This is a genomic window from Streptomyces hainanensis (assembly GCF_004348415.1).
GTDB lineage: Bacteria > Actinomycetota > Actinomycetes > Streptomycetales > Streptomycetaceae > Streptomyces > Streptomyces hainanensis.
Genome location: NZ_SMKI01000005.1, coordinates 1 through 22,310, shown reverse-complemented (window position 1 = coordinate 22,310; position 22,310 = coordinate 1). Strand labels below are relative to the sequence as shown.

Annotated in this window: 26 protein-coding genes and 1 pseudogene; 13 read left to right on the top strand and 14 right to left on the bottom strand. The window is 73.1% G+C overall.

The genetic code is table 11. The features are described from left to right. Positions 1–59 precede the first annotated feature (59 nt). Positions 60–215: a hypothetical protein gene (locus E1283_RS36945; protein WP_165955964.1), complete on the top strand. Its 156-nt coding sequence runs from the start codon at positions 60–62 to the stop codon at positions 213–215. Here E1283_RS36945 and E1283_RS00975 read toward each other — a convergent pair. Then, positions 185–937 (bottom strand): SDR family NAD(P)-dependent oxidoreductase, encoded by a 753-nt coding sequence (locus E1283_RS00975; protein ID WP_132815522.1) that lies wholly within the window; start codon positions 935–937, stop codon positions 185–187. The two genes, E1283_RS36945 and E1283_RS00975, sit on opposite strands and share 31 nt — an antisense overlap. A 150-nt stretch (positions 938–1,087) precedes the next feature. Between E1283_RS00975 and E1283_RS00970 the strand changes: the two genes are divergently transcribed. Further along, positions 1,088–2,020, top strand: a complete 933-nt coding sequence (locus E1283_RS00970) for an AraC family transcriptional regulator (protein WP_243744518.1) — start codon at positions 1,088–1,090, stop codon at positions 2,018–2,020. A 98-nt stretch (positions 2,021–2,118) separates the two neighbouring features. On the opposite strand, the gene E1283_RS00965 is transcribed toward E1283_RS00970, so the two are convergent. The 3 genes from E1283_RS00965 to E1283_RS00955 all read right to left on the bottom strand — a co-directional run bounded on the left by E1283_RS00965 (position 2,119) and on the right by E1283_RS00955 (position 4,279). After that, positions 2,119–2,859, bottom strand: a complete 741-nt coding sequence (locus E1283_RS00965) for a dienelactone hydrolase family protein (protein WP_132815518.1) — start codon at positions 2,857–2,859, stop codon at positions 2,119–2,121. Between the two features lie 224 nt (positions 2,860–3,083). Beyond that, on the bottom strand, positions 3,084–3,437 hold the full coding sequence (locus E1283_RS00960; RefSeq protein ID WP_132815516.1) for a DUF6086 family protein: 354 nt from the start codon (positions 3,435–3,437) through the stop codon (positions 3,084–3,086). After that, the gene (locus E1283_RS00955; RefSeq protein ID WP_132815514.1) at positions 3,434–4,279 is read right to left on the bottom strand and encodes a class I SAM-dependent methyltransferase; all 846 of its coding nucleotides are present in this window, start codon (positions 4,277–4,279) and stop codon (positions 3,434–3,436) included. The genes E1283_RS00960 and E1283_RS00955 overlap by 4 nt, the downstream gene beginning before the upstream one ends. A 51-nt stretch (positions 4,280–4,330) precedes the next feature. On the opposite strand from E1283_RS00955, the gene E1283_RS00950 reads away from it, so the two are divergent. The 3 genes from E1283_RS00950 (at position 4,331) to E1283_RS00940 (ending at position 6,344) form a co-directional block, all read left to right on the top strand. Further along, complete coding sequence (locus E1283_RS00950) at positions 4,331–4,936, top strand: TetR/AcrR family transcriptional regulator (RefSeq protein ID WP_132815512.1); 606 nt, start codon at positions 4,331–4,333, stop codon at positions 4,934–4,936. A gap of 161 nt (positions 4,937–5,097) precedes the next feature. Next, a complete protein-coding gene (locus E1283_RS00945) occupies positions 5,098–5,490 on the top strand; it encodes an ester cyclase (protein WP_132815510.1) in 393 nt (130 codons plus the stop codon). Positions 5,491–5,582: 92 nt separating this feature from the next. Then, entirely contained in the window at positions 5,583–6,344 is a 762-nt protein-coding gene (locus E1283_RS00940) for a MerR family transcriptional regulator (RefSeq protein WP_132815508.1), read from the top strand. Between the two features lie 144 nt (positions 6,345–6,488). Here E1283_RS00940 and E1283_RS00935 read toward each other — a convergent pair whose 3' ends face one another. Further along, complete coding sequence (locus E1283_RS00935) at positions 6,489–7,001, bottom strand: MarR family winged helix-turn-helix transcriptional regulator (protein WP_132815506.1); 513 nt, start codon at positions 6,999–7,001, stop codon at positions 6,489–6,491. A gap of 98 nt (positions 7,002–7,099) precedes the next feature. Between E1283_RS00935 and E1283_RS00930 the strand changes: the two genes are divergently transcribed. Then, positions 7,100–7,483 (top strand): hypothetical protein, encoded by a 384-nt coding sequence (locus E1283_RS00930; RefSeq protein ID WP_132815504.1) that lies wholly within the window; start codon positions 7,100–7,102, stop codon positions 7,481–7,483. 64 nt (positions 7,484–7,547) lie between these two features. On the opposite strand, the gene E1283_RS00925 is transcribed toward E1283_RS00930, so the two are convergent. Next, entirely contained in the window at positions 7,548–8,471 is a 924-nt protein-coding gene (locus tag E1283_RS00925) for an alpha/beta fold hydrolase (protein WP_132815502.1), read from the bottom strand. A gap of 194 nt (positions 8,472–8,665) precedes the next feature. On the opposite strand from E1283_RS00925, the gene E1283_RS00920 reads away from it, so the two are divergent. Continuing rightward, complete coding sequence (locus tag E1283_RS00920) at positions 8,666–9,064, top strand: YunG family protein (protein ID WP_132815500.1); 399 nt, start codon at positions 8,666–8,668, stop codon at positions 9,062–9,064. A gap of 119 nt (positions 9,065–9,183) precedes the next feature. After that, positions 9,184–10,305, top strand: a complete 1,122-nt coding sequence (locus E1283_RS00915) for a serine hydrolase domain-containing protein (protein WP_132815498.1) — start codon at positions 9,184–9,186, stop codon at positions 10,303–10,305. A gap of 34 nt (positions 10,306–10,339) precedes the next feature. Here E1283_RS00915 and E1283_RS00910 read toward each other — a convergent pair whose 3' ends face one another. Both E1283_RS00910 and E1283_RS00905 read right to left on the bottom strand, forming a co-directional pair. Next, positions 10,340–10,777 carry a VOC family protein gene (locus E1283_RS00910; RefSeq protein ID WP_132815496.1) on the bottom strand — a complete coding sequence of 146 codons (438 nt, stop codon included), beginning with the start codon at positions 10,775–10,777 and terminating at the stop codon, positions 10,340–10,342. A 1-nt stretch (position 10,778) separates the two neighbouring features. Beyond that, positions 10,779–11,363 (bottom strand): DinB family protein, encoded by a 585-nt coding sequence (locus E1283_RS00905; RefSeq protein WP_132815494.1) that lies wholly within the window; start codon positions 11,361–11,363, stop codon positions 10,779–10,781. Positions 11,364–11,424: 61 nt separating this feature from the next. Here E1283_RS00905 and E1283_RS00900 point away from each other — a divergent pair, with 61 nt between their 5' ends. Then, positions 11,425–12,387 (top strand): helix-turn-helix transcriptional regulator, encoded by a 963-nt coding sequence (locus E1283_RS00900; protein ID WP_132815492.1) that lies wholly within the window; start codon positions 11,425–11,427, stop codon positions 12,385–12,387. A 25-nt stretch (positions 12,388–12,412) separates the two neighbouring features. On the opposite strand, the gene E1283_RS00895 is transcribed toward E1283_RS00900, so the two are convergent. The 3 genes from E1283_RS00895 to E1283_RS00885 form a co-directional block, all read right to left on the bottom strand. Beyond that, positions 12,413–12,757: a rhodanese-like domain-containing protein gene (locus E1283_RS00895; protein ID WP_132815491.1), complete on the bottom strand. Its 345-nt coding sequence runs from the start codon at positions 12,755–12,757 to the stop codon at positions 12,413–12,415. Positions 12,758–12,821: 64 nt separating this feature from the next. Beyond that, positions 12,822–13,643 (bottom strand): J domain-containing protein, encoded by an 822-nt coding sequence (locus tag E1283_RS00890; RefSeq protein ID WP_132815489.1) that lies wholly within the window; start codon positions 13,641–13,643, stop codon positions 12,822–12,824. Between the two features lie 9 nt (positions 13,644–13,652). Further along, positions 13,653–14,084, bottom strand: coding sequence for a winged helix-turn-helix transcriptional regulator (locus tag E1283_RS00885; protein WP_132815487.1), 432 nt, complete (start codon positions 14,082–14,084; stop codon positions 13,653–13,655). Between the two features lie 112 nt (positions 14,085–14,196). On the opposite strand from E1283_RS00885, the gene E1283_RS00880 reads away from it, so the two are divergent. Further along, positions 14,197–14,844, top strand: a complete 648-nt coding sequence (locus E1283_RS00880) for an FMN-dependent NADH-azoreductase (RefSeq protein ID WP_132815485.1) — start codon at positions 14,197–14,199, stop codon at positions 14,842–14,844. Between the two features lie 15 nt (positions 14,845–14,859). Here E1283_RS00880 and E1283_RS00875 read toward each other — a convergent pair whose 3' ends face one another. Beyond that, a complete protein-coding gene (locus E1283_RS00875; RefSeq protein ID WP_132815483.1) occupies positions 14,860–16,143 on the bottom strand; it encodes an NAD(P)-binding domain-containing protein in 1,284 nt (427 codons plus the stop codon). Continuing rightward, on the bottom strand, positions 16,128–17,411 hold the full coding sequence (locus E1283_RS00870; protein WP_132815481.1) for a carboxylate--amine ligase: 1,284 nt from the start codon (positions 17,409–17,411) through the stop codon (positions 16,128–16,130). The genes E1283_RS00875 and E1283_RS00870 overlap by 16 nt, the downstream gene beginning before the upstream one ends. 162 nt (positions 17,412–17,573) lie before the next feature. On the opposite strand from E1283_RS00870, the pseudogene E1283_RS00865 reads away from it, so the two are divergent. Beyond that, positions 17,574–18,636: pseudogene (locus E1283_RS00865) on the top strand (glycoside hydrolase family 26 protein); the annotation flags it as partial. Positions 18,637–18,670: 34 nt separating this feature from the next. Further along, positions 18,671–20,062, top strand: coding sequence for a serine hydrolase domain-containing protein (locus tag E1283_RS00860; RefSeq protein ID WP_132815477.1), 1,392 nt, complete (start codon positions 18,671–18,673; stop codon positions 20,060–20,062). Positions 20,063–20,084: 22 nt separating this feature from the next. On the opposite strand, the gene E1283_RS00855 is transcribed toward E1283_RS00860, so the two are convergent. Further along, entirely contained in the window at positions 20,085–20,546 is a 462-nt protein-coding gene (locus tag E1283_RS00855; protein ID WP_243744517.1) for a GNAT family N-acetyltransferase, read from the bottom strand. A 227-nt stretch (positions 20,547–20,773) separates the two neighbouring features. Between E1283_RS00855 and E1283_RS00850 the strand changes: the two genes are divergently transcribed. Beyond that, positions 20,774–22,138, top strand: coding sequence for a globin domain-containing protein (locus E1283_RS00850; RefSeq protein ID WP_243744516.1), 1,365 nt, complete (start codon positions 20,774–20,776; stop codon positions 22,136–22,138). Positions 22,139–22,310 lie beyond the last annotated feature (172 nt).

Below are 22,310 nucleotides of genomic sequence, written 5' to 3'. Positions count from 1 at the left end.
TACCGGTTCAACCGGTACGGGCTCGGCGACGTGTCTCCTCTCGCGCACCTTCGGTAGTCATGTCACCGCAAGAAGGCGGCAGCTGGCTGCTGGACGCGTTCCCCGACCGTCAGGCCGACGCCATCGTGGAACGACTCGCCCGCGAAGAGGCCGATTCGACATCGGCGGGCAGCGCGAGGCCCGCTCAGATCTGGTTCGTGCCGCCGTCGACGTAGATGTTCGCGCCGACGACGTAGCTGCTCTGTTCCGAGGCCAGGAAGGCCACGACCGCGGCGGCTTCCTCGGGTTGGCCCATGCGGCCCTTGGCCACGGTCGCGGCGACGTTCTCCCTGACGGCCCGGGCGGTCTCCTCGTCGCCGAAGGCGGCGGTGCCACCGGGGGTCTCGATCCAGGCCGGCGAGACCACGTTGACCCGGATGCCACGGCCCTTGAGCTCGTTGGACCACGTCCGCGCGAAGGACCGGACGGCCGCCTTCGACGCCGCGTACGCGCCGAACGCCTCCACTCCACGGTCGCCGGCCGTCGAACCGACCAGGACGATCGAGGCTCCGTCGTTGAGCACCGGCAACGCCTTCTGCACGGTGAACAGCGTGCCCCGGACGTTGACCGCGAAGGTGTGGTCGAAGTGCTCCTCGGTGGTCTGCTCCAGCGTCACGAACGAACCGACCGCCGCATTCGCCACGAGCACGTCCACGCCCTCGCCTCGCGCGCGGACCGCCGCGTAGAGCCGGTCCAGGTCCGCCGGCTTCGCGATGTCGCCGACCACCGCGGTGGCCCGGTCCGCTCCGATGGTCTTGACGGCGGCCTCCAGTTCGGCCTCGCGTCGGCCGGTGACGAACACGTACGCGCCCTCGTCCGCCAGCCGTCGGGCGGTGGCCAGGCCGATACCGGTGCTGCCCCCGGTGACGACGGACGTCTTGCCTTCCAGCAGTCCCATGCGGGTGTCTCCCACGCTCTCTCGATGCCGATCCGATCCGTTCGCCATCGATACTGCGGAAGAGCGGGGATACTATCCATGGCGCACAGTCCGGCATTCTTTACGCATCGTCCAGGAGGTGTGTCGTCGGTGCTCGGATTTCGGGATCCCGTGGCTGACGCGATCGGCCTGCTCCGGCCCCGCACGGTGATAGGGCCCAGTCTCCGGGCCGCGGGAGAGTGGGCCCTGCGCTTCGAGCCGTTCCCGCACGTGCGGGTCGGGGGCCTCGTGCGCGGCACCTGCTGGTTGGTCCTCGAAGGGCACGAGCCGGTGCTCCTGCGGGAGGGTGACACCTTCATGCTGGGCAACCCGCCGCCCTACGTGCTGGCCAGCGCGCTCGACGCGAGCCCGCGCCCCGCGGGGCCGGTGTGGACGGGTGCCGAGGACGCGTTCGTGCGGATCGGCCCGGAGTCCGAGGAGGACCTCTACCTCTGCGTCGGGCACATCGCGTTCGACGACCGGAACGCGGCCCTCCTGACCGATCTTCTGCCGCCGCTCGTGGTCGTCCGCGTGGCCGATCCGCACGGCACGCGGCTCGCGCAGCTGATCGACCACCTGGCCACCGAGGTCGGGATCGCCGCCGCCGGCGGCCCGCTGGTGCAGAACCACCTCGCGCAGATCCTGCTCGTGCACATGCTGCGCGCGCACGCCGGTCGGACGGACCGGCCCACCGGCTGGCTGGGCGCCCTCAACGAGGACGGCATCGGTGCCGCCCTGCGTGCCGTGCACGCGGACGTGGCCCACTCCTGGAGCCTCAGGGAGCTCGCCGAGATCAGCCACATGTCGCGTTCCGCGTTCGCCCAGACCTTCAAGAGCCATGTCGGGGTCCCGCCGTTGGAGTACCTGATCCAGTGGCGCATGAGCCTCGCGCGCGACGCCCTCGCCCGCGACACCCTGTCGATCTCCGAACTCGCACGGGCCACGGGCTACCAGTCCGAGAGCGCGTTCAGCACCGCGTTCCGCCGCGTGGTCGGCTCGTCGCCCGCACAGTTCCGGAACCAGGCACGGCAACCACGGGTCGCCGAGCCCGGCACGGCGGACTGACTCCCTCCACGTGAACGCCGCCGCCCCGACCGGCCGTTGCCGGCGCGGTCGGGGCAGTCGGGCGGCCGTACGGCTGCCGGCCTGCCGGCCCGGCCCCGCTACCTCAGGTGCCGGGCGAGGAACCGGGCCGCGGCGTCCCCCGCGAACGGCGGGACGCCGGTGTGTCCGCCCATGGTGGCGTGCAGCGTCTTCTCCGCGGAGCCGAAGGCGTCGAACAGGTCGAGGGCCTGCTGCCGGTCGTTCCCCTCGTCGTCCCACTGCAACAGGACGTGCAGCGGAACGGTGACCTGCCGGGCCTCCTCGAACAGGGCGCGCGGCACGAAACTCCCGGCGAACAGGACGGCGGCCGCGATGCGCGGCTCGACCACCGCCAGCCGGATCCCGAGGGAGATCACTCCCCCCGAGTACCCGACCGGGCCACCGATCCCGGGCACCGAGAGGACGGCGTCGAGGGCGGCCCGCCATTCCGGGACCGCCTCGTCGACCAGCGGGAGGACGAGCCGGTCCACGATCTCGTCGTCGACCGGCTCACCCGCTTCCACGGCCCGGCGCAGGTCGGCGCGGGCCTGGTCGGCGTCGGCCCGACGCGGCCGGTCGCCGCTCCCGGGGAGTTCGATGGTGGCTGTGGCGAAGCCGTCCGCCGCGGCGCGCAGGGCCCGGTCCACCAGTCGGGGATACATCCTGCGCAGCCCGAGCGGGGGGTGGCCGAGCAGGATCAGCGGCACCGGTGCGGATACGGACGCGGATCGGGGCGTCCACAGGAAGCCGGGGATCTCGTCGAGGGTGAATTCGCGTTCGAGGACGCCGTCGTCGAGGCGCTGCTCGGAGGTGAATCGCATGGTCGTGCCTTTCGGGAGTGCTCGTGAACGGCGCTCCCGGACGACGACCTATCGCCCGACCGTGACCCCGGAGGGGAGCACCCATGTCGATACTGCGTTCACGGGTACCACCTCCTCGTTCTCTCGCACGGCCTCCGGCAAGGTAGCCGTGGTCGTCGTGGTCCGCCAACCGGTTTTCGCGGCGGCTCCGTGGCCGGACGCTCTGACCGGCGAGGCGTGCCCGCTCAGCGGGCCATGGCACGGCTCAGCTCGCGGGACGCGTCCCGGATCCGGTCCTCGGGCGGCCGGCCGAGTTCGATGCCGGCCCGTTCGGCCAGCACGAGCACGGTCGCCAGGAAGCCTTCGGAGAGGGCGCTCACGACCGCGTGGTTCGTGCGGAGGTGGTGCTCCAGCAGGGCTTCGACGAATCTCTTCAGGGCCGCGGGGTCGATCTGGCACTCGTCGTCGCTCATCTCACCGAAGCCGGAGGGCAGGCCGAGTTCGGCCTCGAAGACGGCGGCCTGCCGGAGAAACAGCCGGGCCGCGCCGTTGGACGGGTTCCAGAGGGTCCGCTGCCCCAGGTCGACGTACTGGCTCACGGCCGCGTCGCCCCGGCCGGCCGGCGGGTGCCGGCGCGCACGGCGGTGGTCGCCAGTGTGGTGTAGCGCATCGTGAAGCGGCCGCCCAGCGCGTCGACGGCCTGGCCGACCGCGCCCAGGATCTCGGCCAGTTGGTCGGGTCGGAGTCGGGTGAGGCCGCCGGTGGTGGGGAGCAGGTCCAGCCACTGGTCGCGCGTGTAGGACCGCTCCCAGTCGAACCGCCACTGTTCCGGGTCGTCGAAGCGCCCGGTCTCGCGGATCCGGTCGGCGATCCTCGCGTACCCGGCCTGGTAGGTCTCCAGGGGACGTCGCGCCGGCTGGCCGGCGAACGGGGAGTCGGGCGCCACCCGCCGGAAGGCCGCGGCGAACGGCTCGGCCACCTCGGCGGGCGGTTCGAAGACGTGCCCGAAGATCGCCAGGCGTCCGTGCGGACGGAGCACCCGGGCCGCCTTCACGGCGCCGGCGGCCGGGTCCACCCAGTGCCAGGACTGGGCGGCGACCAGCGCGTCGAAGACGCGGCCGGCCGGCTCCCAGGTCTCGAAGGTCGCGACCTCGACCCGCAGGCCGCCGGCCCGCGCGAAGTCGGCCATCCGCGCGTCCGGTTCGACGCCGAGCACGGCGCAGCCGGCGGCCTGGAACTGGCGGGCCGCGATGCCGGTGCCGCAGCCGACGTCGAGCACGTCACGCCCCGGGCTGCCGGCGACGACGCGCGCCACCAGGTCGTCGGGGTAGTCGGGGCGGGCCTGGTCGTAGCGTCGCGCGTCCGTGCCGAACGACTCGGCCGTCCCTCGGGCCTGATGCGGCCGCGCCGGTTCGGGGTGCTCCCGCGATAGAGTGGGCATGCGCCCACCATAGTGGGCAAGCGCCCACACGCCAACAGGGAGGAGCGGGGAGTGCCGACCGGGGTACACCTTCGCGACGCGCGGCAGCAGTTGTTCGACGCCGCCGAGCGCGTGCTGCTGCGAGACGGCCCGAACGGGCTGACCAGCCGGGCCGTCACCGACGAGGCAGCCTGCGCCAAGGGCGTCCTGCACCGGCACTTCGCCGACTTCGACGCCTTCCTCACCGAGCTGGTGCTGGACCGGGCCGCGCGGTTGGAGACGCAGGCGCACGCGCTGCGCGAGACCGTCGGCACCGGCACCGTGGCCGACAACCTCACCGAGGCGCTGACCACCCTGTTCGGGCCGGTTCCCGTGGCGATCATCCCGCTCATCACCTTCCGGGACGAGTTGCGCGCACGGCTGCGGCAGGCCAGGCCCGGCGGCGGCATCGCGATCCTCGCCCAGGTCGCGACCGCGGTCTCCGCCTACCTGGCCGACGAGCGCGCGCGGGGCCGCATCTCGGCCGACGCCGACATCGACTCACTCACCCTCTCCCTGGTCGGGGGCGGGCACCTGCTGTTCGCCGACCGCGACGACCCGGGCCCGCCGACCACCGCGACCGTCAACCGGCTGGTGACCACGGTGCTCGCCGACGTCGTGCAGCGGCGACCACGCTGAACCCCGGGGCGTGACCCCACTTCTGTACCGATCGGAATAGAACTCGCGAGGCTCCGGTTCCCGTTGATCGGGACGCCGTCAACAGGCAGGCCCCACCGCGAGATTCCGCTCGGCCCCGGCCCGGCCCCGATCCGGTCCCGGGCGACAGAAAGGGAAAGCTCATGCCCGACACCGACCTGCGCGACTTCTACAAGCGCTACATCGAGGCCCTCAACGCCCACGAGTTCGACCGCATGGACGAGTTCGTCCACGAGTCCGTCGTCCTGCACAGCGAGCCGAGCTCCCGAGCGGCCGTCGTCGCGCAGCTGAAAAGCATCGTCGACGCGGTCCCCGACTTCCACTGGGAGACCCAGGAGATCGCCGTCGACGGCGACCGACTCGCCGCCCGCCTGCTCAACACCGGTACCCCCACCAGGGAATGGCTCGGGGCGGCGCCGACCGGCAGGTCGATCGAGATCGTCGAGTACGCCATCTACCGCATCCGCGACGGCAGGTTCCTGCACATGTCCGCCCTCCACGACGCCGAGGACCTGCGGAGGCAGCTCGCGGGCTGACGCCGCGCCGCCGACTTGCGGTTTCCGCTACGTCAACTCCTACCGTCGTCGGTGTGGCCGGAGAGACCGGCCAGGCGACGGGAGGCGGGGCAATGGCGTGGTCGATCGCGGATGTGGCGCGGATGTCCGGGGTGACGTCCCGGACGCTGCGGCACTACGACGAGATCGGCCTGCTGCCACCGGCGTGGATCGGGAGCAACGGGCACCGCCACTACGAGGAGGCCGACCTGCTGCGGCTCCAGCAGATCCTGCTGATGCGGGAACTGGGCCTGGGACTGCGCGAGATCCAGGAGGTCCTGGACAACCAGGTGGATCAACTGGCCGCGCTCCGCGAACACCACCGACGACTGCTCGCGGAACGCGACCGGCTGGAGACGCTCGCCCGCACGGTCGGCCGCACCATCGCCGCACTGGAGGAAGGCAGGGACGACAGCGACATGGCGAGGATCAACAGGCCGGAGAACCTGTTCGAGGGGTTCGAGCCCGGCCACCACGAGGCGGAGGCGCGCGAGCGCTGGCCGGAGCAGTGGGAGCAGTCCCGGCAAGCCGTCGCGGGGATGACCGCCGACGGCATGGAGCGGTGGCAGCGTGAGGCGACGGCGCAGCTGATCCGCATGGCGGAGTTCATGGTGGCCGGCACACCCGTCGCCGACCCCGCGGTGCAGGCCGAGGTGGACGCCCACTACCAGGGCGTGTGCCGGTTCTGGACCCCGTGCGCGGCCGCGTACCGGGGGCTCGGCCAGACCTACCTCGACGACCCCGGGTTCCGTGCGAACTTCGACCGGATCGCCGAGGGACTGGCCGCCTACCAGCGCGACGCCATGGCCGTCTACGCCGACGCCCGGCTGAGCTGACCGACGGTCCGGCCCCCGGACGGTTCCTGGGGGAACTCGCGGGCGTGGGCGCGGGCCCACTCCTCGAAGGTGCGCGGCTCGCGACCTCGACGCCGGACAGGAGGACGCCGGCCCGGCGGGCCCGCGCCCTGGTCGAACTGCTCGTCAACGCCCCGGCGCCGGCTCCTGGTTCGACCCCTCGCGGCTGACCGCGGCCTCGTACGCGAGCAACGTGTCGACGAACAGCCGCCGCTGCTCGGGCGTCAGGGGTGCCAACGCCTCGCGCCACGCGGCCGCGCCGGGGGCGAGCCAGGCGGCGATCGCGGGTTGCTGGTCGGCCGCGATGCGGATGATCCGCCGCCGCCGGTCGGCCGGGTCCTCGTGCCGCTCCAGGATGCCCTTCCGGCTCAGGTCGCCGATCAGCAGGCTCACCGTCGTCGGCGCGACCTGGAGTCGGGCGGCCAGTTCGTTGACGGTCATCGCCCCGTCGAAGAGCAGGTAGGACAGCAGCGAGAGGTGTCGCGGGGCCAGCGCGAGGGACCGCAGCGCCTCGGGCACCGGGATCTTCTTGACCCGGCCCACCATCCGGGGCATCAGCAGCAGCAGGTCCCTGACGGTGTCGTCGACCCCGCTCGCGGCAGCCGCCGCCACGTCACCGCGCGGCTCGGGCCTTGACATCGCACCCCTCTCCCGTTTTATCTTTGTCATCAAAGATGCTTTGCTGGCAAAGCCAGCTTCCCTCCATCCTATGTACCGGCCTGAACGGAGATCCCACCATGCCGCACTTCAGCGTGCACATCCGCGAGGACGCCCTCGACGGAACGGTAGAACCGAAGCTGATCGGCGCCCTGACCGACGCGGTGGGCGCCGTCTACGGCGAGGAGTTCCGCCGCCTCGTCGGGGTGGACCTGATCGGCATCCCGGCGCACCGCCGGGGCATCGGCGGCGCCCCGACCGACCTCGTCGCGCCGCTCGTCACCCTCAGCATGCGCGAGGCCGCCTACCACCTGCCGCAGATCCCGGACGCCCCGGCCCGCCTGGTCGCCAACGCCACCGAGGCCGTGGTCGACGTGCTCGGCGAGGCCGTCCGCGAGCAGGTCATCGTGACGATCGCGGGCGTCCCGGCCGGCCGCAGCGGAGTGGCCGGCGCGGTGGCCTGACGCGCGGCGCGCACGCCGAAGGCCCGGCAGCCGGGGGGCTGCCGGGCCGGGTCGGGTCGGGTGCTCAGCCGGCGGTGGCCAGGCCGGCGACCTCGTTGACGGCGTCGGCGGCCACGTCGGGTGCCTCGACGTGGATGTAGTGGCCGCTGTTCTCGGCGGTGCTGAGCTCGCTGTCGCTGGACAGCGCCAGCCACTGCTCCTGGCCCGCGGTCCAGTCCTCCTCCAGGCCGGCCCCGTACTCGGGGACCTCGCCGAGGTACTGCACGCCGTGCTGGACGACCCGCACCGGGATGTCGCCGGCCGAGCGGACCTCGCCGTCGGTGAAGACCAGCTGCTCCGGGTTCTGGCCCTCGAAGATGGCGAGGGTCTGGGCGCGCACCTCGGCGGCCGGGCCGGTGGCCGACTCCGGGATCCGGTTGGTGAGGTCACCGACCTGGGTGGGCGGGGTGGCGTCCAGCAGCACCAGGCCGGCGACCCGGTCCTGGTGGTCGGGGGCGTAGCGGGCGGCGATCAGCCCACCCATCGAGTGGCCGGCCAGCACCGCGCCCTCGTCGCCTGCGACCTGGGCCAGCACGCCGTCCAGCACCTCGCTGGTGTCGTCGAAGTCCTGCGGCCCGGCGGGCTGGTCGCTGCCGCCGGCGCCCAGCCGGTCGTAGGAACAGACCCGGCCTTCCGCGCTCAGCGCCTCCTGGAAGTCGGCCATGGTCAACAGGTCGTCGCCACCGCCGTGCAGCAGGACGACGGTCGGCCGGCCGTCGACCGGGGTGCCGGAGCAGGAGACGTTGACCGAGTACTCCCCGACCGTGATCGTCCGGGGGCCGGTGAGCAGTTCCTCGTCCGCGTCCCCGGCGGGGGCCTCGGTGGTCGCCTCCGTCTCCGGGGCCGACTCCGCGTCCGGGTCGGAGTCGGAGCAGCCGACGAGCGTCACACCTGCCAGGGCGGTGCAGAGCGCGATCGCGGCGGCCGTTCCGAACTTCTTGCGGGCCATGGGACTTTCCTCCAACGAGTTGCTTCACACTTCGGTTCGTCGTGTTCCGACGGGAAGAACGCTAGAAAAGTTCTCCGCTCCGACCCATGGCCCTGTGACCCGTGTTCACAGGGGGGCTGGTGACACCCCGCTGGTGACACCCTCCACACCGCGCGCAGCACGGCGGTGTCAGTGGCGACTGTGATGCTGGGGCCATGACTCCTTGGAACCTGGTGGGCCTCGACCGGGCGTTGCGCGCGAGTTGGGCCGCCGACACGTGTTCGCCCGACAACCAGGCCGAGTGGGGGCCGGAGAACCCGGCCTGGGGGCACTGCGATGTCACGGCGCTGGTCGTCAACGACGTCTTCGGGGGCGACCTCGTGGTGGGGGAGGTGTATCTCGACGGGGTCCAGCACGGCTTCCACTGGTGGAACCGGCTGTCCAGCGGAGTCGAACTCGACCTGACGCGCGAGCAGTTCCAGCGCGGGCAGGACGTCACGGCGGCGCGCGTCGTGGAGCGTCCGCCGGGGCCGCTGCCGCGGCGCTGGGCGGAGTACCTGCTGTTGCGCGAGCGGGTCGCGGCGCGGCTCGGCGCACTCCCCGAGCCCACCTGACGGGTGGTGCTGGGTACACCGTCACGTCGGGTGTCTGCGGCCAGTGCCCGGCGGCCGGTCGGCCGAGAGGCTTGGGGCAGTCGATCGGAACCACCGGCACAACACCCAGGGAGCTCCTGATGATTCGCCGCCGCCTCACCGCCGCCGCCCTGTTCGCCGCCACCCTGGTGGGGGTGGCGGCCCCGGTCGCCGCGGCCGGCGGTCGGGACACGGACCCGGTGCGGGAGCAGGTGGACCGGCTGGTGGAGCAGGACGGTGTGCCGGGCGCGCTGGCGTTCACCGGCGACGCGACCTACCGGGCGGGCACCGCGGAGTCCGGCACCGACCGGCCGATGGTCGGCGCCGACGGCCGGGTGCGGATCGCCAGCAACAGCAAGTCGTTCACGTCGGTGGCGGTCATGCGGCTGATCCTCGACGGGCGGCTGGGCCTCGGCGACCGGGCCGGCGCGTACGTGCCGCGGCTCGCCGGGAGCGAGGTCACCGTGCGGGAGTTGCTGGCGCAGCGCAGCGGCCTGCCGGAGTACGTCGGCCTGATGGACTGGACGGCCGTCGACTCGACGCCCGAGGACCACCTGGCGCTCGCGCTCTCCCAGGAGCCGCTGTTCGAGCCCGGCACCGACTGGGCCTACTCCAACACCAACTACCTGGTCCTCGGCATGATCATCGAGAGCGTGACGGGCGACGACTTCCGCACGTACGTCGAGGACACCGTCATCGAGCCGCTGGGTCTCGACGCCACCTACTGGCCGGAGCCGGGCGAGACGGCCCTCCGGGGGCCGCACGCCCACAACTACGGTGTGAGCCCGGCCGACCCGGAGGCCGGCCCCACCGACCTGACCGAGCTGCCCGGCCACCTCTTCGGCGCCGCGGGCGGCCTGGTGTCCACCCCGGAGGACCTGAACGCCTTCTGGGAGGCGCTGTTCGACGGCGAGCTCCTGCCGCGCTGGGCGGTCTGGCTGATGACGCACGACGCGTCCACCGTCGGCGGCGACGGGGTCCACCCGGAGGACACCCGGTACGGGTACGGCATCGCGAGCTTCCCGCTGAGCTGCGGCGGCCGCTACTACGGCCACGGCGGCGACCTGCCGGGCGACACGGTGCTCGGCGGCCACCTGCCAGGCTCCCGCGCCGCCGGCTCCCGGACGGTGACGGTCTACACGACCACCATGGCCATGCCGGGCGACACCCGCACCCACCTCCAGGAGACCGTCGACACCGCCCTCTGCGCGGACGGCCGTTGACGGGCGGGGTGGCAGGGGTCAGTCGAGGCAGGGGTCAGTCGAGGCAGAACTCGTTGCCCTCGGGGTCGGCCAGCACGAGGTGGCCGCCGCCGAGCGGCGGCGCGGGCTCGTGCCGTTCGAGCCGGGTGGCGCCGAGCGCCACGAGCCGTTCGGCCGCCGCCTCCAGGGCCGCCATCCGCGCGTCGCCGGCCAGCCCCGGGGCGGCGCGCACGTCGAGGTGCACCCGGTTCTTGGCCGCCTTGCCCTCCGGCACCCGCTGGAAGAACAGCCGCGGGCCCGCCCCCTCCGGATCGACCACCGCCGAGCGGTCGTTGCGGCGCTCGGGCGGCACGCCCATCGCGTCCAGGGCCTGGTCCCAGGACGCGAAGCCGGGCGGCGAGTCCTGGAGCCGGTAGTCGAGGGCCTCGGCCCAGAAGGCGGAGAGCGCCGCCGGGTCGGCGCAGTCGAACGTGATCTGAACGTCGCGGGCCATCTCAGCTCGCCTTTCGTGGAGTGTGCAGGTACAGGTCGCGGAGCAGGCACACCTCGGAGAGGTGGTGGACGACCTCCCGGTTGATGTGCAACACCAGCTCCGCCATCGGTCGTTCGGCGTACGGCCCCTCCGCCTCGCCGCACGGGCGGGCCAGACCGGCCTCGCCGAGGGACTCGACGCCGGCCTGCCACGCGGCGTACTCGGCGTCGAGTTGGGCCAGCGCCTCGGCGGCGGTCGGGGCGTACGCGAACGACTGGTAGTCGGTCGGCACCCGGCCGAAGTGCGAGGCGTTGCGCATCGCGAGTACGCCGACGATCACGTGGGCGAGCCGCCACGAGATGGTGGTGAGGGGCGGCGGGCTGGGCTCCGGCATCGCGAAGTCGATGGTCATCGTGCCGGAACCGGCCAGCACCGGCGCGGTTCCGGTGCCGCGCGGGCGCACGTTCCAGCAGTCGGGTACCGGCTCCCAGAAGTACTCGTCGTCGGTGAGTCCGTCGAGTCGCTTGCGCAGCTGGTGCGTCCAGTGCCAGTCGAGCTGATCGCGGAGCAGCGGGTTCCAGGTCCGGCTCCAGGTCTGGTCGGTCATGGCGCCAGCCTCCCGCATATTCCGGACAGGATCGTTCCGTGATGCGTGGAACGATGACCAGATGACCGTCGAGACGACGACCGAACGGGTGCTCCGGCTGCTGGCGCTGTTGCAGCGCCGGGCGTCGTGGACCGCCACGGAGCTGGCCGCCGAGCTGGGGGTCACCGACCGCTCGGTGCGCCGCGACGTTGAGCGGCTGCGGGCGCTCGGCTACCCGGTGCGCGCGGCGCCGGGCGTCGGCGGCGGCTACCAACTGGGCGCGGGCGCCCGGCTGCCGCCGCTGCTCCTCGACGACGAGGAGGCCATCGCCACGGCGGTGTCGCTGCGGCTGGCGTCGGGCGGCACGGTCGCCGGCGCGGCCGAGGCGGCGCTGCGGGCGCTGGCCAAGCTCGACCAGGTGATGCCGCCCCGGCTGCGCGCCGAGGTGCGGGCGGTGCACGGGGCGACCGACACCATGGTCGGCGCCGGCGTCGAGATCGACGCCGAGGTGCTGGTGACGCTGGCCAGGGCCTGCCGCGACGCGGTGCGGGTGCGGTTCGGGTACGCCGACCGGCGCGGCGGGCGGCGGGAGCGCACGGTCGAGCCGGTGCGGATGGTCACCACGGGCCGCCGCTGGTACCTGATGGCGTGGGACGTCGACCGCGGCGACTGGCGCACCTTCCGGCTCGACCGGATGGGCGGGGTGACGGCGACGACCTGGCGCTTCAGGCCCAGGGAGCACCCGGACCCGGTCGCCTACGTGCGGCGGTCGGTCACGGAGTCGCCGTACCGGCACGTGGTCCGGGTGCGGCTCCACGCCACGGCCGAGCGGGTGCGGGACCTGGTGCCGCCCACGGTGGGGCGGGTCGAGGAGGACCGCGACGGGTGGTGCCTGCTGGTCGCCGGCGGGGACGACCTGGAGGTGGTCGTCGGGCGGATCGCCATGCTGGGCCTGGAGGCGGAGTTGGTGGACCCGCCGGAGCTGCGGGCGGCCGCCGCCCGCCTCGCCGCCCGCCTCACGGCGATGGCCGCCCCGGACGACTGAACCGGGCCCCGGGGGGCCGGCCGGCTCAGAGGACGAACGGCTCCGCGCCGTCCTGCTCGGCGACCAGCGGGCGGCCGGCGTGCTGCCAGGCGTGCAGACCGCCGTCGACGTTGACCACGTCCAGGCCCTGCTGGGCGAGGTAGGCGGCGACCTGGGCGGAGCGGCCGCCGACCTTGCAGACCACGTAGAGGGTCTGCTCGGCGGCGGCGTCCCTGATCTCCGGAAGGCGCTCGACCACCTGGCCGATGGGGATGTGCACGGCCCCCGGGGCGTGGCCGGCGAGCCACTCCTCCGGCTCCCGGACGTCGAGCAGCGGCGCCCCTTGGGGCACGGCGTCGGGGGACACGTTCTGCACGGCTGCGAAGCTCATGGCCCCGAGGTTACCCGCCGGCCGCCGGGCACCGGTCGACGCCCGGTCGGGGCCGGCCGGGGGGCTACTCGGCGCCGTCGCCGCGCAGCAGGACCAGCTCGGCCTCGCGCTCGGCGACCCGCTGCCGCAGGCCCTCGGCGATCTCCTCCAGCATGCCGTCCGGGTCGTCGCCCGCCATCCGCAGCATGGAGCCGACCGCGCTGTCCTCCAGCGCGGCGGCGGCGTCGGCCAGCAGGTCCTTGCGCTCGGCCAGCCACTCCAGGCGGGCGTACAGCTCGTCCTGCCGCTCCCACGCCGGCTCCTCGCCGCGCGGGCCCCGCTCCCACTCGTCGGCGAGGACGCGCAGCGCGTCCTCGTCACCCCGGGCGTACGCCTGGTTGACGCGGGAGACGAAGACGTCGCGCCGGTCACGCTCGTTCTGGTCGACGGCCAGGTCGGGGTGGCACTTGCGGACCAGCTCGCGGTAGAGCTTGCGGGCCTCGTCCGAGGGGCGCACCCGGGGCGGCTGCTGGACCGGCTGCTGGGTGAGCATCGCGTACGCCTCGGGGCTGAAGCCGTCGCTGTCGAGCCAGCCGTGGAAGAGGTCCGCGATCCCCGGCATCGGCGCGACGGCGGCGCGCGCCTCGCGGGCGCGGCGCTCGTCCTCCGGATCGCCGGTGCGGGCCGCGACGGCCTCGGCGATCAGCGCGTCGAGCTCCTCGAGACGGGAGTAGTAGGGGCCGAGGCGCTGCTCGTGCAGGCGGGAGAAGTTCTCCACCTCGATCCGGAAGGTCTCCACCGCGATCTCGAACTCGATCAGCGCGGCCTCGGCGGCCCGGACGGCCACCTCGAGTCGTGCGGTCGCCGCCGCCTCTTCTTCCGCTTCGGTCGTCGTGTCATCCGCCACACGGACAGCCTAGGCCCTGCGGCGCGCTGCCCCGGGATCGAGCTGCTCCTCGCTGGGGCAGTTCCGGCTCTCCTCGGGGCCCAGGTGCGTCTGGGCCCAGGTGGTCAGTTCGAGCAGTGCGGGGCGCAGCTCCTGGCCGGCCCTGGTCAGCCGGTAGGTGACCCGCAGCGGCGGGCCCTCCTGGACCTCGCGGTTCAGCAGGCCCATGCCGACGAGCTCGCTGAGGCGGTCGGAGAGCATGCGCTCGCTGATGCCGGGGATGGCGCGCCTGAGGTCGGTGAAGTGACCCGGGCCACCCATCAGGGAGGCGATCAGCACCCCCGTCCAGCGCTTGCCCAACAGGTTGAAGACCCGCTGCACCGCCGAGTCAGGCTCGATGCACGTTGATTGTTCGCCGTCCAGCCTCGTCCGTTCGTCCACTTCGCCCCGCGACTCCAGCATGTGTCCACCTTACCGGAACTCCGAGAGCTACTGCGGAAAAGTAAGTGACTGTGGTATTAGTAGTTGCGTACTACCTTGCAGCACCTAACCAAGCTATCCCCGGAGGGACCCCATGGCCACGCTCCTGCACATCGACTCGTCGATCAACGGCGACAACTCGGTCTCGCGGGCCGTCACCAAGACCTTCCGCGAGGCGTGGGAGGAACAGCACCCCAAGGGCACCGTGATCTACCGGGATCTCGCGGCCAACCCGCTGCCCCACCTGGACGGCCTCGCCTACCACACCCAGTACGTGCCGATCCCCGAGCGCACCCCCGAGCAGGTCGCCGCGTTCGCGCTGCGCGACGAGCTCGCCTCCGAGCTGGAGTCCGCGGACGCCGTGCTGCTCGGCGCGCCGCTGTACAACTACACGATCCCGTCCACCCTCAAGGCGTGGATCGACCACGTGATCATCATGGAGCGCACCGCCGGCGAGAACACCACCATCGCCGGCCGGCCCGTCACCGTGGTCACCAGCCGCGGCGGCTCCTACCGCCCCGGCACGCCGATGGAGGGCAACGACTTCGCCCAGTCCTACCTGGAGTGGCTGCTGACCGGCGCGCTCAAGCTGGAGGCGACCTTCATCGTTCCCGAGCTGACCCTGGCACCCGTGGTGCCGGCGATGTCCTCGCTGGTGGGGCTGTACGAGGAGTCGGTGGCCAAGGCGCACGGCGACGCGCGCGCCAAGGCCACGGACCTGGCCACCCAGCTGGCGGCCTGAGCGCGGCGGCGCCCGCTACTCGGCGCGGGCGGCGACCGGCTCCCGGCCGGCGGCCGCCCGCGCCGCCGGCCGCGGCACGCGGACCGGCCACCGCCGGCCGCCGAGCCGCTGCCGGACACCGCGCACCAGCCGGGGCGCGGTGAACGAGGCGCCGTGGACGAACCGCATCGAGGGGCCGAACGACGGCGCCGTCAGCAGCCCGGCGAAGAACAGGCCGGGCCGCGACGACTCGAAGCCGCCGCTCAGCTCGGGCGCCCCGGTGCCGCGCACGGTGCGCAGCCCGTCCCGCAGCGCCGGGTCGAGGATGCCGAGCCTCCGCAGGTCGGGGACGAAGCCGGTGGCGGCGATGACGTGCCCGGACTCCAGCACCTCGGTTCCGGCCCCGGCCTCCCCCGTCGCCAGCTCGACCCGGACCGTGCCGCCGTCCGTGCTCTCGGCCCGCAGCAGTTCGCGGCCGAGCCGCACCGGGACGACGCCCTCCAGCCGGTCGCGCAGCCACCAGGCACCGGCCGGGCCGAGCGCGGTGGCCGCGATGTGCGCCCGGCTGCCGGCCGGCAGCCGGCGCACCGCGCCCGGCAACTCCGACCACACCCACGTCGACCAGCCGGTGCCGAGCCCGCTGTGCGGGGCGCGCAGCCGGGCCAACGGGCCACGCCGCAGCGGCTGCGGCAGGGTGTTCCAGCGGACGCCGCCCGCCCGCGCCACCACGGTGGGGCGGGCGCCCTGTTCGGCCAGCAACGCCGCCGTCTCCAGCGCGGCCTGGCCGGCGCCGACGACCGTCACGTCGGTGTCCTTGAACCGCGTCAGGTCGCGGTGGTCGCTGCTGTGCGAGGCCAACCCGACCGGCAACTCCCGGAGCGTCTCCGGGAGATGGACGAACGGCATCACGCCGACCGCGAGCACCACCGTTCTGGCGAGCAGCGCCCCGCCGTCCGCCGTCTCGACGCGGAAGCCGTCGGGGCCGGCCGAGACGGACGTCACGGTGCGGTCTTCGACGGGCACCGGCAGCCGGTCGGCGAACCAGAGGCCGTAGCGGGTGAACGTGCCGATCGACAACGGAGTGCCGTGCTCGGCGCGCAACCCGCGGTCGGCGCAGTAGGCGGCCAGCGTGTCGCCGCCGACCGGCTCGGAGAGGTCGGAGGCCCACGGCTCGGACTTCAGGTACATGCCGTCGGGCATGTGGTCCCGCCAGGAGGCCATCGGGCGGCCGAGCACCCGCAGATCGAGCCCGGCGGCCGCGGCGTGCGCCGCGACCGAGAGCCCGTACGGGCCGGCGCCCACCACTACCAGGTCGTGCATCGTGCGTTCTCCTTCTCCACGGGCGGTTCGGTGCGTTCGACGGACGTCGTCGGGAAACGACCCGCGCCGGTGCGTCGGGTCGAGGCCCGACGCAGCCAGTGACGGGTGAGGGCCAGCAGGGGGGCCGGGTCGTCGGAGGCGGACCAGGCCCACTCGACCTCGCGGCCGCCGGATCCCGGCCAGTGGGCGCGGCGCGCGGCGAACGAGGCCAGCAGCCCGTACTGCTCGACCACGAACGTCCGGCCCGCCCGCGGCCGCGAAACCCCCACGGGGGAACGGCCGGTGAGGTCCAGGTGCAGGGCGCGGACCACGTCGAGGCCGGTGGCGCGGTCGGCGAAGAGCCGGAACTGCGCGCCGGGGCGCGGGTTGAAGTCCAGCAGGTGGTGGACGCCGGTGCGGGCGTCCCGCCGGAAGTCGAGGTCGAGGACGCCGTGGTAGCCGACGGCCGCGGCCAGCCGGCCGGCCAGTTCGGCGACCGCCGGGTTCGGCAGCCAGCCGCCGACCGCCGTGAGGCCGGCCCGCGGCGGCCAGGACAGCTCCTTGTGGCCGGTGCCGGTGAGCAGCGGGCGGCCGCCGGCGGCGAAGCAGCCGTGGAAGAACCAGTCGGTGCCGGCGCCGCCGGCCGGCAGCAGCCGTTGCAGAAGCAGCTCGCCGCCGGCCGACCCACTCCGGGCGTGGAGCCGCGCGGCCTGGGCCGCGCTCCTCACCAGGGTGACGCTCCGCAGCCCGGAGCCGGGCGGCAGCAGCCACGGGCGGCTCCACTTGGCGACCGCCGGCAGCCCGAGTTCGCGGGCCGCGGCGGCGGCCTCCTCCGGGCTGCCGGGGACGAGGGTCGGCGGGTGCGGGATGTCCAACGCGGCGCAGAGCTCGGCCAGTCGGGCCTTGTCGGCGGCCCGCTCGGCGAGGCCGGCCGGGAGCCGGGGGAAGAGGAAGTGCCCTTCGAGCCGGTCGGCGAGGGCGGCGAGGGCCAGCGCGCCCGCGTCGTCCATCGGGATCAGCACCGCCGGCCGACCGATCCTGGCGGCGGCGGCCAGCAGCGCGTCCGCCACGTCGTCCACGGAGCGCGGGTCGCCGCGGAAGCGGTGCGCGGCGGCCAGGTAGCGGGAACGCGCCAACGGCACCGTGGGCGACTCGACGAAGGCGTGCGCCTCGACGCCCGCCCGCCCCAGTGACCTGACCGCCCCCAGCGAACCGTGGTGGAACGGATTGCGGTCGAGCCGCAGCAACAGCGCGGGCACCCGGGTGTCGAGGGCGACGGGCGGAGACATGGAAACCGTTCTTTCACGCGCCCACGCGCGAATACCCCGGACGAGCAGTGGAACTCTCTCGATCGGCCTAGGCGAAAGCCTTCTCCCGGCTCATTCGAGAGATCGTGTGCTTAATCTGATTCCCGGTCACCTCACCGGTCTCTCCGAAAGGAATTCCACGCGATGCTTCTCGGACTGGCGGCCGCCGCCACCGGACTGCTGATGGCCGCCGGGCCGACACAACCCGTTCCCGAGGATTCCTTCGGCGCCTTCGTCGGCGCCGGCCCCGAAGGAATCCAACGGCTCGTCGATCTCCAGGACTGGCTCGGCGGCACCGAGGCACGGGTCGGCCACACCTATCTGCCCGGCGACGAGTGGGTGAATATCGAGGGCCGCCCGGAATTCCTCCGACCGTGGGCCGAATGGCGGCGCGCGGCAGAGGACCGGCTGTTCGTGCTCAACGTGCCGATGCTGGAACGCAACGAGGCGGGGCTGTCGGACCGCGAGGTCAGCCGGCTGTTGCGGGACGGCACGCGCGGCCGGTTCGACGACCACTTCCGCACCCTGGCCGAGCGCCTGGTGGCGGCCGGCATCCCGGACACGGTGCTGGTGCTCGGCTGGGAGATGAACGGCACCACCTACAGCCACCGGTGCGCCCCGAATCCCGGGGCGTGGCGCACGTACTGGCGGCGCATCGTCACCGTCATGCGGGAGGTTCCCGGACAGGAATTCCGCTTCGACTTCGCGCCGAACCGCGGCCGGGACGCCATCGGCTGGGACCGCTGCTATCCGGGGGACGACGTGGTGGACATCGTCGGGATGGACTCGTACGACCAGCCGCCCGGCGAGAGTTTCGACGAACAGATCAGCCAGCCCTACGGACTCCGGGCGCACGTGGATTTCGCGAAGGAACACGGCAAGCCGATCTCGTTCCCGGAATGGGGCCTCTTCCGGAACGGCGACAACCCGGAATACATGCGCCGCATGCTGGAGTGGATCGCGGAACAGCGGCCGATCTACCACACCATCAGCGACTACTGCCCGCACGGCGTCTGGCGGTGCGACACCAACCCGCGGTCGGCCGAGCTGTTCAGAACGACGCTGACCGGCGCCGGCGCCGACTGGTGGTTCGGCTAGGCCAGGACAGGGCCCGGGTCCTGTCCTGGTCCCTGTCCTGGTCCCTGTCCTGGCGGTCGTCGGGGACCAGCCCCCGCTTCCGCGGCCCGCCACGCGCGAAACACGGTGGCGCCGGGGCCGCGCCGCGGGTATCCGTGGGACGCATGACCGGACACGAAGACGGGTTGTTGGCGGAGACGGCACGGGCGCTCGACCGGCGGCTGGCCACGGCGCAGGCCACGGGGCGGGCCCCCTCCATGGTGGCGGCGGTGGCGCGGGACCGGCGGGTGGTGTGGCGGGGCGCGCGCGGCGAACTGCCCGCGGGGGTGGAACCGGAGGACGTCCAGTACCGCATCGGCTCGATCACCAAGACGCTGACCGCCGTCCAGGTGCTCAGGCTCCGCGACGAGGGACTGCTCGACCTCGCCGACCGGATCGGGGCCCACGTGGACACCCCGCACGGCGGCGACGCCACGATCGCGCAGCTCCTCGCCCACACCGGCGGCCTCGCCGCCGAGGCCCGCGGCCCCTGGTGGGAGCGCACACCAGGCGAGCTGCGGCCCGAACTGGCGGACGTCTTCGGCGAGCACCCGAGGAAGCACCCAGAGGGCCGCCGCTTCCACTACTCCAACCCCGGCTACGCGCTGCTCGGCGCCCTCGTCGAGCGGCTGCGCGGCCGGCCGTGGGCCGAGGCGCTGCGCGACGAGGTGCTGCTGCCGCTCGGCATGACCCGCACCGGAACCGCCCCGGAGGAGCCGCACGCGCGCGGCTGGGCCGTGCACCCCTACGCCGACGTCAGGCAGCCGGAGCCGACCGAGGACATCGGGCGGATGGCGCCGGCCGGACAGCTGTGGTCGACCACCGCCGACCTGGCACGGTTCGCCGCGTTCCTCTCGCTCGGCGGCCGGGACGACGTGCTGGCCGACGGGACCCTGGCCGAGATGCGGCGGCCCGCCGCGCCCCCCGAACCGGAGGGCTGGAACGGCGGCTACGGCCTCGGCGTACAACTGCTGCGGCAGGACGGCCGGCTGCTGGTCGGGCACGGCGGCTCGATGCCCGGCTTCGTGGCGAGCCTCTGGGCCAGCCCCGAGGAGCGCGTCGCCGCGGTGGTGTTCGCCAACGTCACCAGCGGGGCGGCCACCGGCGCCCTCGGCACCCGGCTGATCGCCGAGGTGCTGGAGCGCGAACCCACCCTGCCGGAGCCGTGGCGGCCGGACCCGGACCCCGATCCGGCGCTCGTCGCGCTCACCGGCCCCTGGTACTGGGGAACCGCCCCCTTCGAGCTGCGGCTGCGGCCCGGGCGGGTGCTCGACCTCACACCCGCCGGCGGCGGCCCGGGGCGGGGCGCGGCGTTCCGGCCCGAGACGGACGGCACCTGGACCGGCCTCACCGGCTACTACGCGGGCGAGACACTGCGGGTGGGCCACGCCGCGGACGGCCGGGTCGACCACCTCGACGTCGGCACCTTCGTGTTCACCAGGACCCCCTACGACCCGGCGGCGCCGGTGCCCGGCGGCGCCCGTCCATGGGGGGCCTCCGAGGGAGGCCGGCGATGACGCCCGGCGCGCGGGCGGCCCGTCAGAGCTCCATCTTGAACCCGAGGTGGGTCGCCTCGAAGCCGAGCCGCTCGTAGAAGCGGTGGGCCTCCAGCCGGGTCACGTCGGACGTCAGCTGCACCAGCGCGCAGCCGCGCCCCCGCGCCTCCTCGATCGCCAGCTTCATCAGCTCGGTGCCGAGGCCGCCGCCGCGCGCGTCCGACCTGACCCGGACCGCCTCGACCAGCGCCCGCGACGCGCCCTGCCGGGAGAGGGTGTGCAGGACGGCGAGAGTGAGAGTTCCCACGATCCCGGCGGCCGGATCGTCGGCGTCCTCCGCGACGAAAAGCAACTGGTTCGGGTCGGCCGCTATCCGCTCGAAAGCCGCCCGATAGGGGGCCTGATCGGCGGGATTCTCACGCCGCGCGCCAAGCGGGTCGTCCGCCAGCATCGCCACGATCTCGGGCACATCGGCGGAAGCGGCCTGCCGCATGGTGATATTCATGACCCCCAGTCTAAGAAACGGAGGAATGGCACGAACATCGCGTTTCCGCCGGGGGGTTGTGTCTCGTCCGTATAACGGTAGGGTCAGTCCCGCATCGGGGGGCGGCCAGAAGCCGCCCAGTTTATGAGATGCAGGGGCGCGATGGCCGGGTTTCCGGTTAACCACCCGCTCCGGGTGAGCAGGCTGACACGCTGTGCGACCGGGAGTTGATCGAGGCGAGGCAGGTCATGACCGCGATATCGGCCGACGATGGCGCTACCACCGCCGGATACGGCAGTGAGCCCGGCAGGGGCCACGCCGCCGGGCAGGCGGCTTCGGCGCGCCACGGCCAGGGCGCCTACCAGAGTGGCTATCGGCCCGCACAATCCGGCGGACACCCCTCGGGCCACCCGGCCGAGGAACAGTTCGCCGGGCAGATAGGGGCTGAGTCCGATCTGAACCGCTACCGGCCGCGAAATGACCGACCGTCACCCGACGCCGTGGTGATTCGCCGCACACTCGCGGAGATCGAGCCGGTGTCCGACCAGGCCACCGCCTACTTCTACGCTCTGCTCTTCCTGCACAATCCGCAGTTGCGCGACATGTTCCCCGCCGCGATGGACGCCCAACGCGACCGGCTCTTCGGCGCGCTGCTGGTCGCCGCGGAACACATCGACGACACCGTCACTTTGACGGACTACCTGTGCAACCTGGGCCGCGGACACCGGAAATACGGCACCCGGTCCGATCACTACCCGGCCGTCGGCGAATGCCTGATGCTGTCGCTGGAGCGCTACGCGACGAGCACTTGGGGCCCGGAGGCCGAGGCCGCCTGGGTGCGGGCCTACACGGCGATCTCGCAGATCATGATAGATGCCGCGGCCGAGGACGAACTCCGCGCGCCGCCCTGGTGGTTCGCCGAGATCGTCAGCCACGAGCGGCGCACCAGCGAGGTGGCCGTCGTCACCGTGCGGACCGACCAGCCCTACCCGTACCGTGCCGGCCAGTACGCCAGCATCGAGACGCCGTGGTGGCCGCGCGTCTGGCGCTACTACTCCTTCGCCTCCTCGCCCCGCTCCGACGGGCTGCTGTCGTTCCACGTCAAGGCGGTGCCCGCGGGCTGGGTCTCGCGCGCGCTCGTGCACCGCGCCCGGCGCGGCGACGTCATCAAACTCGGGCCGCCCGCAGGCTCGATGACGGTCGACCACAACTCCAGCCGCGGCCTGCTGTGCGTCGGCGGCAGCACCGGCATAGCCCCCATCAAGGCACTCGTCCAGGACGTCGCCCAACACGGGGTGCGCCGGCAGGTCGAGGTCTTCTTCGGCGCCAACCGCGACTCGGACCTCTACGACCTCGACTCCTTCCTGGAGTTGGAGCGCCGACTGCCGTGGCTGTCCGTACGGCCCGTCGTCGCCCAGTACGCGACCCGCGGCTTTCCCGGGCAACTACCCGAAGCCGTACGGGAGTTCGGCCCCTGGGGCGATTTCGACGGCTACCTCTCGGGGCCCCCGCAGATGATCAGGAAGAGCATGGACGCGCTGGTCTCCTCGGGCATCCCGGCGGAACGGATCAGACACGACTTCCTGGGAACTCTGGTGGCGTCAGGGAAGTAAGTGATTGAGTAGCGCGCAAAAAATGACGTAGCGGGATTCAGGCATGTCAGACCGAACACCAGCGGTACCGGAAGAACCACGGGGAACACGGGGAACAGGGGAGCCACGGGGACGACGCGGACGACGGGAACTGGGCAGCGGAGCGACCTCGGCACACGCCGCGGAGCGCCAC